Origin of the sequence: Citrobacter amalonaticus (genome assembly GCF_018323885.1) — a bacterium.
Taxonomy (GTDB): Bacteria; Pseudomonadota; Gammaproteobacteria; order Enterobacterales; family Enterobacteriaceae; genus Citrobacter_A; species Citrobacter_A amalonaticus.
The window spans coordinates 2,519,779-2,535,152 of record NZ_AP024585.1; the positions used below are offsets into that span (position 1 = coordinate 2,519,779).

General features: G+C 55.5%; 13 protein-coding genes and 1 other annotated feature. Of the genes, 8 read left to right on the plus strand and 5 right to left on the minus strand.

Features of this window, described 5'->3' with window-relative positions; all coding sequences use genetic code 11:
- Nucleotides 1-112 precede the first annotated feature (112 nt).
- Complete coding sequence (gene topA, locus KI228_RS11830) at nucleotides 113-2,710, minus strand: type I DNA topoisomerase (protein WP_043000535.1); 2,598 nt, start codon at nucleotides 2,708-2,710, stop codon at nucleotides 113-115.
- Between the two features lie 395 nt (nucleotides 2,711-3,105).
- On the opposite strand from topA, the gene KI228_RS11835 reads away from it, so the two are divergent.
- Entirely contained in the window at nucleotides 3,106-3,357 is a 252-nt protein-coding gene (locus tag KI228_RS11835) for a YciN family protein (protein ID WP_042318668.1), read from the plus strand.
- Nucleotides 3,358-3,407: 50 nt separating this feature from the next.
- On the opposite strand, the gene sohB is transcribed toward KI228_RS11835, so the two are convergent.
- Nucleotides 3,408-4,454, minus strand: a complete 1,047-nt coding sequence (sohB, locus tag KI228_RS11840; RefSeq protein WP_043000534.1) for a protease SohB — start codon at nucleotides 4,452-4,454, stop codon at nucleotides 3,408-3,410.
- A 214-nt stretch (nucleotides 4,455-4,668) separates the two neighbouring features.
- Between sohB and KI228_RS11845 the strand changes: the two genes are divergently transcribed.
- Both KI228_RS11845 and cobO read left to right on the plus strand, forming a co-directional pair.
- Nucleotides 4,669-5,430 (plus strand): YciK family oxidoreductase, encoded by a 762-nt coding sequence (locus tag KI228_RS11845; RefSeq protein ID WP_061070056.1) that lies wholly within the window; start codon nucleotides 4,669-4,671, stop codon nucleotides 5,428-5,430.
- Complete coding sequence (gene cobO / locus KI228_RS11850) at nucleotides 5,427-6,017, plus strand: cob(I)yrinic acid a,c-diamide adenosyltransferase (RefSeq protein WP_044257724.1); 591 nt, start codon at nucleotides 5,427-5,429, stop codon at nucleotides 6,015-6,017. Before KI228_RS11845 ends, cobO begins: the two co-directional genes overlap by 4 nt.
- 42 nt (nucleotides 6,018-6,059) lie before the next feature.
- Here the strand turns inward: cobO and rluB are convergent, their stop codons facing one another.
- From rluB to rnm, 3 genes are all read right to left on the minus strand, one after another.
- Nucleotides 6,060-6,935, minus strand: a complete 876-nt coding sequence (rluB, locus tag KI228_RS11855) for a 23S rRNA pseudouridine(2605) synthase RluB (RefSeq protein WP_043000531.1) — start codon at nucleotides 6,933-6,935, stop codon at nucleotides 6,060-6,062.
- Nucleotides 6,936-7,035: 100 nt separating this feature from the next.
- A complete protein-coding gene (locus KI228_RS11860; protein WP_043000530.1) occupies nucleotides 7,036-7,656 on the minus strand; it encodes an L-threonylcarbamoyladenylate synthase in 621 nt (206 codons plus the stop codon).
- Complete coding sequence (rnm, locus tag KI228_RS11865; protein WP_061070055.1) at nucleotides 7,653-8,534, minus strand: RNase RNM; 882 nt, start codon at nucleotides 8,532-8,534, stop codon at nucleotides 7,653-7,655. Before rnm ends, KI228_RS11860 begins: the two co-directional genes overlap by 4 nt.
- Before the next feature lie 158 nt (nucleotides 8,535-8,692).
- Nucleotides 8,693-8,787, plus strand: a sequence feature (Trp leader region).
- A gap of 23 nt (nucleotides 8,788-8,810) precedes the next feature.
- On the opposite strand from rnm, the gene KI228_RS11870 reads away from it, so the two are divergent.
- From KI228_RS11870 to trpA, 5 genes are read left to right on the plus strand one after another with little or no spacing between them, the layout of a single operon-like run.
- Nucleotides 8,811-10,373, plus strand: a complete 1,563-nt coding sequence (locus KI228_RS11870; protein WP_061070054.1) for an anthranilate synthase component 1 — start codon at nucleotides 8,811-8,813, stop codon at nucleotides 10,371-10,373.
- Entirely contained in the window at nucleotides 10,373-11,968 is a 1,596-nt protein-coding gene (gene trpD / locus KI228_RS11875; protein WP_044257722.1) for a bifunctional anthranilate synthase glutamate amidotransferase component TrpG/anthranilate phosphoribosyltransferase TrpD, read from the plus strand. Before KI228_RS11870 ends, trpD begins: the two co-directional genes overlap by 1 nt.
- A gap of 3 nt (nucleotides 11,969-11,971) precedes the next feature.
- On the plus strand, nucleotides 11,972-13,330 hold the full coding sequence (trpCF, locus tag KI228_RS11880) for a bifunctional indole-3-glycerol-phosphate synthase TrpC/phosphoribosylanthranilate isomerase TrpF (protein WP_061070675.1): 1,359 nt from the start codon (nucleotides 11,972-11,974) through the stop codon (nucleotides 13,328-13,330).
- 10 nt (nucleotides 13,331-13,340) lie between these two features.
- Entirely contained in the window at nucleotides 13,341-14,534 is a 1,194-nt protein-coding gene (gene trpB / locus KI228_RS11885; RefSeq protein WP_044257721.1) for a tryptophan synthase subunit beta, read from the plus strand.
- Nucleotides 14,534-15,340, plus strand: coding sequence for a tryptophan synthase subunit alpha (gene trpA / locus KI228_RS11890; protein ID WP_061070053.1), 807 nt, complete (start codon nucleotides 14,534-14,536; stop codon nucleotides 15,338-15,340). Before trpB ends, trpA begins: the two co-directional genes overlap by 1 nt.
- Nucleotides 15,341-15,374: the final 34 nt, after the last annotated feature.

The window sequence follows — 15,374 nt, forward strand, 5'->3', positions numbered from 1 at the left end:
ATCATTAATAAACAGGCTGTATAGCGGTGAGTAAAAAATAATAAGTCCGCTATAAAAACAAAAAAAAGGGCCGCTTACGCGACCCTCTTCAGCACAACTGCACCGTGGGCGGTTACTTCTTGCCTTCGACCCATTTGCCATCAACAAAGAAGGCAGACCAGCCGGTCGCTTTCCCGTCTTTTTCAGCGGCAACATACTGCTGTTTGGTCTTACGGCTAAAACGCACCAGCGTTTTATTGCCTTCCGGATCCTGTTGCGGCGCATCGGCCAGATAACGCAGTTTTTCTGGCAGACGATCGCGGAAACGGTATAACTCTTCCACCAACGGCGCGCGCGTCTCACGGGATTTCGGGAAAGTATTGGCAGCCAGGAAGACCCCGGCAGCGCCATCACGCAGCACGAAATACGCATCCGATTTTTCACACGGCAACTCGGGCAGCGGAACCGGATCTTCTTTCGGCGGTGCAACTTCACCGTTACGCAGGATCTTACGGGTGTTTTTACACTCGTCGTTAGTGCATGCCATGTACTTACCGAAACGCCCCATCTTCAGGTGCATCTCAGAGCCACATTTTTCGCACTCGACGATCGGACCGTCATACCCTTTGATACGGAATTCGCCTTCTTCGATCTCGTAGCCGTCGCAGGTCGGGTTATTACCACAAACATGCAGCTTGCGCTTCGGATCGATCAGGTAGCTGTCCATCGCCGTACCGCACTTCTGACAACGACGTTTGGCGCGCAGGGCGTTGGTTTCCGCGTCATCACCTTCCAGCACGTTCAGGACTTCGTTTTCCGGCACCAGGTTAATGGTGGTTTTGCAGCGCTCTTTCGGCGACAACGCATAACCCGAGCAGCCAAGGAACACGCCAGTACTGGCGGTGCGAATTCCCATTTTGCGTCCGCAGGTGGGGCAGTCGATGCTGGTCAACACCATCTGGTTCGGACGCATCCCGCCCTCTTCCGGATCTTTCTCCGCTTTGTCGAGTTGCTGAGTAAAATCACTGAAGAAGTTGTCGAGCACGCCTTTCCATTCGATTTCGTGATTCGCGACCTGGTCGAGGCTGTTTTCCATCTGCGCGGTGAAATCGTAGTTCATCAGCTCGCGGAAATTCTCTTCCAGACGATCGGTGACAATCTCACCCATTTTTTCCGCATAGAAGCGACGGTTTTCCACCCGCACGTAGCCACGATCCTGAATGGTCGAAATGATCGACGCATAGGTCGACGGACGGCCAATTCCGCGTTTTTCCAGCTCTTTCACCAGCGAGGCTTCGCTGAAGCGCGCCGGTGGCTTGGTGAAGTGTTGAGCCGGGATCAGTTCAACCAGAGACAGCGCATCACCTTTATTCACCGCCGGCAGCGTCCGGTCTTCATCACCTTTACGCAACGCGGGCATCACTTTCGTCCAGCCGTCGAAGCGCAGAATACGACCGCGCGCCTTCAGACGAAAATCACCCGCACCCACGGTTAGGGTGGTGGAATCGTACTGCGCCGGGGTCATCTGACAGGCGACAAACTGACGCCAGATCAGCTGATACAGTTTTTGCGCGTCGGCTTCCATATCCTTCAGCGTTTCCGCCAGCACGGAGACGTCGGAAGGACGAATCGCTTCGTGGGCTTCCTGCGAATTTTCTTTGCTGGCGTACTGATTCGGACTTTCCGGCAGATATTTCTTGCCGAAATTGTCGCCGATGTAACCGCGCACCATATTCACGGCATCCTGACTCAGGTTGGTCGAGTCGGTACGCATATAGGTGATGTAGCCCGCTTCGTACAAACGCTGCGCCATCATCATGGTCTTTTTCACGCCAAAACCGAGACGCGTGCTGGCCGCCTGTTGCAGCGTGGAGGTGATAAACGGCGCGCCCGGCTTGCTGCTGGTCGGCTTGTCTTCACGTTCCAGAACGCTGTAGCGCGCTTTCTCCAGCAGGCTTACCGCCGCAAGCGTCTGCTCACGGTTTTCCGGACGAAACGGCTTGTCGTTCTGATGGGTCACCTGCAAAGGCAGCGCATCGCCGGAAGGCGTGGTGGTATTGGCATCAATTTCCCAGAACTCTTCCGGTACAAACGCTTTAATCTCGCGCTCACGCTCAACGACCAGACGCACCGCCACGGACTGAACGCGACCGGCTGACAGACCGCGAGCAATTTTTTTCCACAACAGCGGCGAGACCATATAGCCCACCACGCGATCCATAAAGCGACGTGCCTGCTGAGCGTTAACCCGGTCAATGTTCAGTTCGCCCGGCTTTTCAAACGCCTGACGAATCGCATTCTTGGTAATTTCGTTAAACACCACGCGACTGTAACGCGTGTCATCACCCCCGATCACTTCCCGCAGGTGCCATGCAATGGCTTCCCCTTCGCGGTCAAGGTCGGTTGCGAGATAGATGTGGTCGGCCTTTTCAGCCAGTTGTTTCAGTTCAGAGACGACCTTCTCTTTACCGGGCAGCACTTCATAGTGCGCATCCCAGTTGTGCCACGGGTCAACGCCCATACGGTTGACGAGCGCGCCACGTTCATCCTTTTTGGGCTTTTTAGCCGTTTTGGTGGAGGTAGAGTCGGCGCTCTTTTTAGCTGCTGAGCCACTGGTCGGCAAGTCACGGATATGACCGACGCTGGACTTAACCACGTAGTCATTACCCAGATACTTGTTGATCGTTTTGGCTTTTGCCGGGGACTCAACGATGACAAGAGCTTTACCCATATTCACCTTTACCTAAATTGATTCTTCCAGGAATGCGTCGCACGTTGATACACCATCCACTGGCGACGAGCCACGGATATGGTCCCTGCGTCTGCGGATATCAACCCCTTGTACTGACTCTGTACACTAAATAGCCAGGTGACTGAGTTGACAGGTTTTTTCGCACAGAGGCGCTATAGCACGACGGAATTTCGGTCGAATGTCAAGCAAATCTGTTGCCTGGTTGACGAAAGCGTCACACTGTACCTGATAAAATTCGTTACGCAACTTTATTAGCATGCAAAACTAAATCCTGCCAGTCAGCAAAGGTTGACAACCCCTTGTACACACTGAGGGAATATTTGCCCAAAAGAGTCGGTCGGCGTAGACTAATGCCCTTGTTTAAGGAGTAAAAAATGCGCAAAGAGACACAACCTATCGATCGCGAAACGCTGTTGATTGAAGCCAACAAAATCATTCGTGAGCATGAAGATACGCTGGCGGGCATTGTTGCCACCGGTGTGACCCAGCGAAATGGGGTGTTGGTCTTCAGTGGGGATTACTTTTTAGACGAGCAAGGTTTACCCACGCCAAAGAGCACTGCCGTGTTCAATATGTTTAAACATCTGGCGCATGTACTTTCTGAAAAGTATCACCTGATTGATTAAAGCAAAAACGCGAGGCCTTGGAGCCTCGCGTTTTTCATTAATACCGTCTCTTACATCAACGGTTTTTGTCCGCGCTGCCACCAGCGCAGGAGCAGCCGATCGGCACTTTCCGCGGCACTGCCTGTCACCCGATCGACCAGTTTCTTCCGTTGCAGATAGCGAACGTTCAGTACCTCTCGTCCTTCCATCAGCCCAAGGATCACCTCGTCGCTGGTATTTATCTCATCAATGAGCCCTTTCTCCAGCGCCTGCTGTCCGTACCAGTGTTCACCCGTCGCAACCTGTTCAATGTCCAGAGTCGGACGCATACGATGGACAAAATCTTTAAACAGGTGATGGGTTTCGTTTAAATCCTCACGAAACTTCTGCCTCCCTTCTTCGGTGTTCTCACCCAGCAGCGTCAGCGTCCGTTTGTACTGTCCGGCGGTATGCAACTCGATATCGATATCCTTGCCTTTCAGGAAACGGTTGAAGTTGGGGATCTGCGCAACCACGCCAATCGAACCGACAATCGCGAAGGGTGCGGAGACAATTTTGTCCGCCACACAGGCCATCATGTAACCGCCACTCGCCGCGACTTTATCCACGGTCACGGTCAACGGGATCTTTTTATCGCGTAAGCGTTGCAGTTGTGATGCGGCAAGGCCGTAGCCGTGCACAACGCCACCAGGGCTTTCCAGACGCACCACCACCTGGTCCTGCGGTTTCACCACCGCCAGTACGGCCGTCACCTCTTCACGCAGTGAACTGACCTCGTGGGCATCCATACTGCCTTTGAAATCCAGCACCCAGACGCGCGGTTTATCCGACGTGTCGCTGTCGCCCCGTTTGGCTTTTACTTTGGCGGCTTTCACTTCCTGCTTATGCTTTTTCTTTTGCGCTTTATGCCAGAGTTTCTGTTGATGGCTATCGAGAAGCGCCATCGCCAGTTCATCCTTCATTTCTTTATATTGTTCGCTGAGGTTGGTAACCCGCAGTTCGCCACGCTGGCGCTTACGTTGGGCAACATTCACGATAATGGTGGCAATCGCCGCGATAGCCAGCACAACGGTCACGATTTTTGCTAAAAACAAGCCATATTCAGACAACAATTCCACACGTCCCACCTTGGTTAAACAACTTAGCGTCGGCTCAGTGTACATCAGGTGTAATGCGTCGTCTCGCGGGATATGCGGATGGATAAAAGTATGACAAAGTGTTCATTTTAGGGCGTTATCGCCGTTGGCTGATTGAAATTGAGTCCTGTTTCAGGCATAAACCCGACACACCAACGAGAAGCAGAGCGACCAGGCATGTCGCCGAGGAGTCCCCATGCATTATCAACCGAAACAAGACCTTCTGCAGGAGCGCATTATTCTGGTGACCGGCGCCAGCGACGGCATTGGCCGTGAAGCGGCCCTGACCTACGCTCGCTACGGTGCCAACGTCATTTTGCTCGGCCGTAATGATGAGAAATTGCGCCACGTCGCCGACAGCATTACCCAGCAAACGGACCGCCAGCCGCAGTGGTTTACACTCGATCTGTTAACCTGCACCGCTGATGACTGTCATCATCTGGCGCAGCGCATCGGCGGACAGTATCCGCGACTGGACGGCGTCTTACACAATGCCGGTTTACTGGGTGACGTCTGTCCGATGATCGAGCAGGACCCGCAGGTCTGGCAACAGGTTATGCAGGTCAACGTCAATGCAACGTTTATGCTGACCCAGGCATTGCTTCCTTTATTACTTAAGTCAGATTCCGGATCGTTAGTCTTCACCTCCTCCAGCGTGGGCCAGCAGGGTCGTGCTAACTGGGGCGCCTACGCGGCCTCTAAATTTGCTACCGAAGGCATGATGCAGGTGCTGGCAGATGAGTACCAAAACCGTCCGCTACGCGTGAATTGCATCAATCCGGGCGGCACCCGTACCGGGATGCGCGCCAACGCCTTTCCAACGGAAGATCCGCAAAAACTCAAAACACCCGCCGATATTATGCCGTTGTACCTGTGGCTAATGGGCGACGACAGCCGCCGCAAGACCGGCATGACCTTCGACGCCCAACCGGGCCGCAAACCAGGAATCGCCCAATGAGTGAAGAACGCTATCAACAGCGCCAGCAGCGCGTGAAGGACCGGGTTGACGCCCGGGTAGCCCAGGCCCAGGACGAACGCGGCATCGTGATTGTCTTCACCGGCAACGGGAAAGGAAAAACCACCGCCGCCTTCGGCACCGCCACTCGCGCAGTGGGACACGGTAAAAAGGTCGGCGTGGTGCAGTTTATCAAGGGGACCTGGCCCAACGGCGAGCGTAACCTGCTGGAGCCGCACGGCGTTGAATTTCAGGTGATGGCGACCGGGTTTACCTGGGAGACGCAAAACCGCGAAGCTGACACCGCAGCCTGTCTGGCTGTATGGGATCACGGCAAACGCATGCTTGCCGATCCGCAACTGGATATGGTGGTGCTGGACGAACTGACTTATATGGTGGCATACGACTATCTGCCGCTTGAAGAGGTGATTAACGCGCTGAATGCGCGCCCGTCTCACCAGACGGTGATCATCACCGGTCGCGGCTGCCATCGGGATATTCTCGAACTGGCCGATACCGTCAGTGAACTGCGTCCGGTTAAACATGCCTTTGAGGCCGGGGTCAAAGCCCAGATGGGGATTGACTATTAAAAAAGGCCCCTTGGGGCCTTTTAGCAATTACGGGATAGCGGATTAACCGTTGTTATTACGACCGCCTGCACGGCGACCGCCGCTCACCTGGCTGTGACGCTTCACGGCACGGCGAATCTGATTTGCCTTCATGCGGCGACGATCTTTCTCTACCGCCACTTTCGAGGTGGTTTCCGGCTCCAGTTCCACCAGCTCACGCAGATAGTTGGTCTGGGCGAGATCCAGTTCCGTCCAGCCGCCGCGCGGCAGACCTTTCGGCAACGGAATATCACCGTAGCGTACGCGAATCAGACGGCTTACCTGCACGCCAACGGCTTCCCACAGGCGACGCACTTCACGGTTGCGCCCTTCGGTCAGGGTGACGTTGTACCACTGGTTGATCCCTTCACCACCGCTGAACTTGATGGTCTTGAACGCTGCCGGACCGTCTTCCAGCTGCACGCCACGGCTCAGATCGCGCAGTTTAGCATCGTCAACCTGGCCAAAGACGCGCACCGCGTATTCACGTTCAACTTCACGGCTCGGATGCATCAGGCGGTTTGCCAGTTCACCATCGGTAGTGAACAGCAGCAGACCGCAGGTATTAACGTCCAGACGCCCTACCGCAATCCAGCGAGCACCGCGCAGTTTCGGTAAGCGATCAAACACCGTAGGACGACCTTCCGGGTCGTTACGCGTGCACAGTTCACCTTCCGGCTTGTAATAGGCCAGAACGCGACAAATTTGTTCCGCCGACTCTTTCACCGAAATCAGGTGACCGTCGATACGAATTTTCAGGCCGGGAGTCACTTCAACGCGATCGCCCAGCGTGGCAATTTTGCCGTCTACGCTGACGCGACCTGCTGCAATGATGGATTCAATTTCACGGCGGGAGCCGTGGCCAGCGCGCGCCAGCACTTTCTGTAACTTTTCGCTCATAGAGCTTCCTTTAGCTGTCGCCTTCACAGGCGTCGAACAGGAGAATCAACGGCGCTTCTCAGCGCCATTTTAAGGCCGCGTAGTATACAGAGTTGCGTCCTTATAAGAAAGGTTTAACGTCTCCGACGCCTTCACGCAAGACAACCGGAGAATCATCGGTTAAATCAATCACCGTTGTGGGTTGCTGGCCCAGATAACCGCCATGAATAATCAGGTCCACCTGCTTTTCCAGTCGATCTTTAATTTCTTCCGGATCGGACTCGGTAAAATCACTGCCTGGCAGCATCAGCGAGGTAGAGAGCATCGGCTCGCCCAGCGTCTGCAACAGTTCGAGCGCGATCGGGTTCGACGGCACGCGCAGACCAATGGTCTTACGTTTTTCCTGCAACAACCGACGCGGTACCTCTTTCGTCCCCTTAAGGATGAAGGTGTAGTTACCCGGCGTATTGTTCTTGATCAGGCGAAAAGCCACGTTGTCGACAAACGAATAGGTCGACAGTTCGGACAGATCGCGACACATCAGGGTGAAGTTATGTCCATCCGGCAACTGGCGAATACGGCAAATCCGTTCCATCGCGCCTTTGTCTTCAATTTTACAACCGAGCGCGTAGCCGGAGTCGGTTGGATACACAATCACCCCGCCCTTACGCACAATCTCAACCGCCTGATTGATCAGGCGCTGCTGTGGGTTATCAGGATGAATATAAAAAAACTGGCTCATACTTCCCTCACTGTGGTGTTCTGTGGCTGCTCCCACGTCTGCCAGACGCCTTCAACGCCTGCCGGCAGCCAGAGCTTGCGACCCAACTCGATCCACGGGCAAGGTTGATGAAAATCAGATCCTTGCGATGCCCATAGCAGATGCTGGCGGGCGAGCGTAGCCAGTTGCGTGCGCTCATTCGGGGACTGTTGGCACTGCGCGACTTCCATCGCATCACCACGATGTTGCGCAAAATACGCCACCAGCCTTTTCAGCCACTTAGCGCTAAGATCATACCGCCCAGGATGGGCCAGTACCGCCTTACCGCCAGAATGATGAATGACATCAATAGCTTGTTCTATTGTACACCACTGTGGCGGAACGTATCCTGTTTTCCCGCGCGCGAGATACTTTTTAAACACATCCGCCATGGTGGTCGCTTTACCACACTCCACCAGATAACGGGCGAAATGGCCACGGGTCACCGCGCCGCCATCGGCCAGGCGCAATGCCCCTTCCCATGCGCCGGTGATGTGCGCTTTTTCCAGGCGGTCAGCGATGAGCCGCGCCCGCTGCTGTCGGCGTTCCGTCTGTTGCGCCAGAAACGCGCACATCACCGGATTTTCAATATCAATATTCAGACCCACAATATGGATTTCGTGGTTTTCCCAGACCGTGGAGATCTCAACGCCAGGGATCAAATTTAGCGCAAGGCCAGAACGTGAAATTTCTTCGCTTGCCGCGGGGATCGCGGCTGTGGTGTCATGGTCGGTAATCGCCAGCGTGCCTACACGCATCTCGACGGCGCGGTGGACTAGCGCTTCTGGCGTCAGCCGTCCATCGGATGCCGTGGTGTGACTGTGCAGGTCATAAATCACTGCATAATTCGTGTCGCTCAAGGCGAACTCCCGTCTCTCAAAAATAGTCTTTCCTGCGCATCATAACGGTTCCGGCAAATTTACTGAAATCAGGTGTTGACAATAACCCATCGAACTAGTTAACTAGTACGAAAGTTCACAAGCAAAAGGGTATCGAAATGAAAGCAACGTTTGTTCTGCACGGTGGGTGGCGCACTTCCTGATTTCGGGCAGTGTATTTCGCGTGTAGATCGCCACCAGATACCCGGCCCGCCAACAGCGCGGGCTTTTTTTTGAACAAAATTAATGAGAATAACCATGCAGACATCAAAACCGACACTTGAACTCATTACCTGCGATGCCGCCTATCGCAAAAACCCGACGGAATTGTTCCACCAGGTTTGCGGCAATCGTCCGGCAACGCTGCTGCTGGAATCTGCGGATATCGACAGCAAAGACGACCTTAAAAGCCTGTTACTGGTGGATAGCGCGCTACGCATCACCGCTACCGGTGACACTGTCACTATTCAGGCCTTAACTGACAATGGCGCCGCACTGTTGACATTGCTCGATGCCGCCCTGCCCGCAGGCGTTGAAAATGAACGCCAGGACGCAGGTCGCGTGCTGCGTTTCCCGCCAGTCAGCCCATTATTAGACGAAGATGCACGCCTGTGCGCACTCTCGGTCTTTGACGCCTTCCGCCTGCTGCAGGGACTGGTGAACGTCCCGGCGCAAGAGCGCGAAGCGATGTTCTTTGGCGGTCTGTTTGCGTACGATCTGGTTGCCGGTTTTGAAGATTTACCACAGCTTGAGGCTGGCAACCGCTGCCCGGATTACTGTTTCTATCTGGCGGAAACGCTTGTGGTGATCGACCACCAGAAACAAAGCTCCCGCATTCAGGCCAGCCTGTTCAGCGACAATGACGCGGAAAAACAGCGACTCACCGCACGTCTGGCGCGTCTGAGCCAGCAGTTGACCGAACCTGCGCCGCCGTTGCCGGTCGTTTCCGTGCCACAAATGCGCTGTGAATGTAATCAGAGCGATGAAGAATTTGGCGCAGTGGTTCGTTCAATGCAGAAAGCGATCCGCGCCGGGGAAATTTTTCAGGTGGTCCCGTCCCGCCGCTTCTCACTGCCCTGCCCGTCGCCGCTGGCGGCCTATTACGTGCTGAAGAAGAGCAACCCCAGCCCGTACATGTTCTTTATGCAGGACAACGATTTCACCTTGTTTGGTGCGTCGCCGGAAAGTTCACTGAAATACGATGCCGCCAGCCGCCAGATTGAAATTTACCCGATTGCCGGTACGCGTCCTCGCGGTCGTCACGCCGATGGAACGTTAGATCGCGACCTCGACAGCCGCATTGAACTGGAGATGCGCACCGACCATAAAGAGCTTTCCGAGCATCTGATGCTGGTTGACCTGGCGCGTAACGATCTCGCCCGAATCTGTACGCCAGGCAGTCGGTACGTGGCAGACCTGACGAAGGTTGACCGTTATTCTCACGTTATGCACCTGGTCTCTCGCGTCGTCGGCGAATTACGTCACGATCTCGATGTCCTGCACGCCTACCGCGCCTGCATGAACATGGGCACGCTGAGCGGCGCACCGAAAGTGCGGGCAATGCAGTTGATTGCCGAAGCCGAGGGCCGTCGACGCGGCAGCTACGGCGGTGCAGTCGGTTACTTCACCGCGCACGGCGATCTGGATACCTGCATTGTGATTCGCTCCGCGCTGGTGGAAGACGGTATCGCCACCGTCCAGGCGGGCGCCGGTATTGTGCTCGATTCTGTTCCCCAGTCAGAAGCCGACGAAACCCGTAACAAAGCGCGCGCGGTCCTGCGTGCCATTGCCACCGCGCACCACGCACAGGAGACTTTCTGATGGCTGACATTCTGCTGCTCGACAACATCGACTCATTCACCTATAACCTGGCAGATCAGCTGCGTACCAACGGTCATAACGTGGTGATTTACCGTAACCATATTCCGGCTCAGACTCTGATTGAGCGTCTGGCCACCATGAAGAACCCGGTACTGGTGCTGTCTCCAGGCCCTGGCGTACCCAGTGAAGCAGGTTGCATGCCGGAACTGCTGACCCGTCTGCGCGGCAAGCTGCCAATTATCGGCATCTGCCTGGGCCATCAGGCGATTGTCGAAGCCTACGGCGGCTATGTCGGACAGGCAGGTGAGATCCTGCACGGTAAGGCGTCCAGCATTGAACACGATGGACAGGCTATGTTTGCCGGTCTGACGAATCCGCTGCCGGTTGCCCGCTATCACTCTCTGATCGGTAGCAATATCCCCGCCGGCCTGACCATCAACGCCCATTTTAACGGCATGGTGATGGCGGTTCGTCATGATGCCGATCGCGTGTGCGGCTTACAGTTCCACCCGGAATCCATTCTGACCACCCAGGGTGCACGTCTGCTTGAGCAGACGCTGGCCTGGGCGCAGCAGAAGCTGGAGCCGACCAATACCTTGCAGCCGATCCTCGAAAGACTGTATCAGGCACAGACCCTGAGCCAGCAGGAAAGCCACCAGTTGTTCTCCGCCGTGGTACGCGGTGAACTGAAACCGGAACAGCTGGCTGCCGCGCTGGTCAGCATGAAGATTCGCGGCGAGCATCCGAATGAGATTGCCGGTGCGGCAACCGCCTTACTGGAAAACGCTGCGCCGTTCCCCCGCCCTGATTATCTGTTCGCCGATATCGTTGGCACCGGCGGCGACGGCAGTAACAGCATTAATATTTCTACCGCCAGTGCATTTGTCGCGGCGGCATGCGGCCTGAAGGTGGCAAAACACGGCAACCGCAGCGTTTCCAGTAAATCCGGCTCATCAGACCTGCTGGCCGCCTTCGGTATCAATCTCGATATGAATGCCGACCGATCGCGTCAGGCGCTGGACGAACTGGGCGTTTGCTTCCTGTTTGCCCCGAAATATCACACCGGATTCCGTCATGCGATGCCGGTACGCCAGCAGTTAAAGACCCGTACGCTGTTCAACGTACTGGGGCCGCTGATTAACCCGGCGCATCCGCCGCTGGCGCTGATTGGCGTTTATAGCCCTGAACTGGTTTTGCCGATTGCCGAAACCCTGCGCGTGCTGGGTTACCAGCGTGCCGCGGTCGTACACAGCGGCGGAATGGATGAAGTCTCTCTGCATGCGCCGACCATTGTGGCGGAGCTACATGACGGCGAGATCAAAAGCTATCAGCTGACGGCAGATGACTTTGGCCTGACCCCTTACCACCAGGAACAACTGGCAGGCGGTACGCCGGAAGAAAACCGTGACATTCTGACACGCTTACTACAAGGTAAAGGTGACGCCGCCCATGAGGCAGCCGTTGCCGCAAACGTCGCAATGTTAATGCGACTGCATGGTGAAGAAGATCTCAAGGCTAATGCGCAAACCGTTCTCGAGGTCTTGCACAGTGGTTCCGCTTATGACCGAGTCACCGCTCTGGCGGCAAGAGGGTAAATGATGCAAACCGTTTTAGCGAAAATCGTCGCAGACAAGGCGATTTGGGTGGAAGCCCGCAAACAGCAACAACCGTTGGCCAGTTTTCAAAACGATGTCCAGCCCAGCTCGCGTCACTTTTATGACGCCTTACAGGGCGCGCGTACGGCTTTTATTCTGGAGTGTAAGAAAGCCTCCCCGTCTAAAGGCGTGATCCGCGATGATTTCGATCCGGCGCGGATTGCCGGGGTGTATAAACATTACGCCTCCGCCATTTCCGTTCTGACGGATGAGAAGTACTTCCAGGGCAGTTTTGATTTCCTGCCGATCGTGAGCCGCATCGCGCCGCAGCCGATTTTGTGTAAGGACTTTATTATCGACCCTTACCAGATTTACCTTGCGCGCCACTATCAGGCCGACGCCTGCCTGCTGATGCTTTCGGTCCTCGACGACGAGCAGTATCGCCAGCTTTCTGCCGTGGCACACAGTCTCAAAATGGGCGTGCTGACAGAAGTCAGTAATGAAGACGAACTGGAGCGCGCCATTGCGCTTGGCGCGAAAGTGGTCGGGATTAACAACCGCGACCTGCGCGACCTGTCGATTGACTTAAATCGTACGCGCCAACTGGCGCCGAAACTGGGCCAGGGTGTGACGGTGATTAGCGAATCGGGGATCAACACCTACGCTCAGGTTCGCGAGTTGAGCCATTTTGCCAATGGTTTCCTGATTGGTTCCGCACTCATGGCGCATGACGATCTTAACGCCGCCGTACGCCGTGTTCTGCTGGGCGAGAATAAGGTCTGTGGCCTGACGCGTCCGGAAGATGCCAAAGCCGCCTGCGAGTCTGGCGCGATCTATGGTGGACTGATTTTTGTTCCTTCATCACCTCGTTTTGTCAATATTGAACAGGCCCGCGAAGTGCAGTCCGCCGCCCCGCTACAGTATGTTGGCGTATTCCGCAATCACGACATCGCCGACGTCTGTGAAAAAGCTGTACAGCTTTCACTGACAGCCGTACAGCTGCATGGCCGCGAAGATCAGGCGTATGTTGATGCGCTACGCGCCTCGCTGCCTGAAAACGTACAGATCTGGAAAGCGCTGAGCGTCGGTGACACTCTCCCGGCCCGCGATTATCAGCATGTCGACAAATACGTGCTGGATAACGGCCAGGGCGGCAGCGGTCAGCGTTTTGACTGGTCGTTACTGCAAGGACAATCGCTGGATAACGTATTGCTGGCAGGCGGTCTTGGCGCGGATAACTGCGTTGAGGCTGCTAAGACTGGCTGTGCCGGTCTCGATTTTAATTCAGGTGTAGAGTCACAGCCGGGCATCAAAGATGCACGCCTTCTGGCCTCGGTATTTCAGACACTGCGCGCATATTAAGGAAAAGGACATGACAACATTGCTCAATCCCTATTTTGGTGAATTCGGTGGCATGTATGTGCCGCAGATTCTGATGCCTGCTCTGCGTCAACTGGAAGACGCGTTTGTCAGTGCGCAAAAAGATCCCGAGTTTCAGGCCCAGTTTACCGACCTGTTGAAAAACTACGCAGGGCGTCCCACCGCGTTGACCAAATGTCAGAACATCACCGCCGGGACCAATACCACGCTGTACCTGAAACGTGAAGATCTGCTGCACGGCGGCGCGCATAAAACCAACCAGGTGTTAGGTCAGGCATTGCTGGCAAAACGCATGGGTAAAACCGAGATTATTGCGGAAACGGGCGCGGGCCAGCACGGGGTAGCTTCGGCGCTCGCCAGCGCCCTGCTCGGCCTGAAATGCCGTATCTACATGGGGGCAAAAGACGTTGAGCGCCAGTCACCAAACGTCTTCCGTATGCGTCTGATGGGTGCGGAAGTGATTCCGGTTCACAGCGGTTCAGCCACGCTGAAAGACGCCTGTAACGAGGCGCTGCGTGACTGGTCTGGTAGCTACGACACCGCGCACTACATGCTCGGCACCGCTGCTGGCCCGCACCCGTTCCCGACCATCGTGCGTGAATTCCAGCGCATGATCGGTGAAGAAACCAAAGCGCAGATCCTCGAAAAAGAGGGTCGCCTGCCGGACGCGGTGATCGCCTGCGTGGGCGGCGGTTCCAACGCCATCGGGATGTTTGCCGATTTTATTAATGAGCCAAACGTTGGGCTGATTGGTGTAGAACCGGGTGGTCACGGGATTGAAACCGGTGAACATGGTGCGCCGTTGAAGCACGGTCGCGTCGGGATCTATTTTGGTATGAAAGCGCCAATGATGCAGACCGATGAGGGACAGATCGAGGAGTCCTACTCCGTCTCTGCAGGTCTGGATTTCCCGTCCGTCGGCCCACAGCATGCGTACCTGAACAGCATTGGTCGTGCCGACTACGTGTCGATCACCGATGATGAAGCGCTGGACGCCTTTAAAACGCTCTGTCTGCACGAGGGCATTATCCCGGCGCTCGAGTCGTCACACGCCCTGGCCCACGCGCTGAAAATGATGCGTGAGAATCCGGAGAAAGCGCAACTGCTGGTGGTTAACCTTTCCGGTCGTGGGGACAAAGACATTTTCACCGTACACGATATTCTGAAAGCGCGAGGGGAAATCTGATGGAACGCTATGAAAGTTTGTTTGCACAACTAAACGATCGCAAGGAAGGTGCCTTTGTTCCCTTCGTGACCCTCGGCGACCCTGGCGTTGAACAGTCGCTGAAGATTATCGATGCCCTGATTGAGGCAGGTGCAGATGCGCTGGAGTTAGGGATCCCTTTCTCCGATCCGCTCGCTGATGGCCCGACCATTCAGAGCGCCACGCTGCGCGCGTTTGCCGCTGGCGTCACGCCGACCCGTTGTTTTGAGATGCTGGCCGCCATTCGCGAAAAACATCCGACCATTCCCATTGGTCTGTTGATGTACGCGAATCTGGTATTCAGCAAAGGTATTGACGCGTTTTATGCCAAATGTGCCGAGGTCGGCGTGGATTCGGTTCTGGTCGCCGACGTGCCGGTGGAAGAGTCTGCGCCATTCCGTCAGGCGGCGCTGCGCCACAACATTGCGCCGATTTTCATCTGCCCGCCCAATGCCGATGATGACCTGCTGCGCCAGATCGCCTCTTATGGCCGGGGTTATACTTATCTGCTGTCTCGCGCAGGGGTGACAGGCGCAGAAAACCGCGCTGCGCTGCCTTTGCATCATCTGGTAGAGAAACTGAAAGAGTACAACGCCGCGCCTGCTTTACAGGGCTTTGGTATTTCCGCACCGGAGCAGGTGTCTGCCGCCATTGACGCAGGCGCCGCTGGCGCGATCTCCGGTTCCGCGATCGTCAAAATCGTTGAGAAAAATGTCGAGCAGCCTGATCAGATGCTCGCAGAACTCAAATCATTCGTCAGCAGATTAAAAGCCGCTACCCGTCAGTAATACCCAAAGACCGCCAGTCTCGCGCTGGCGGTCC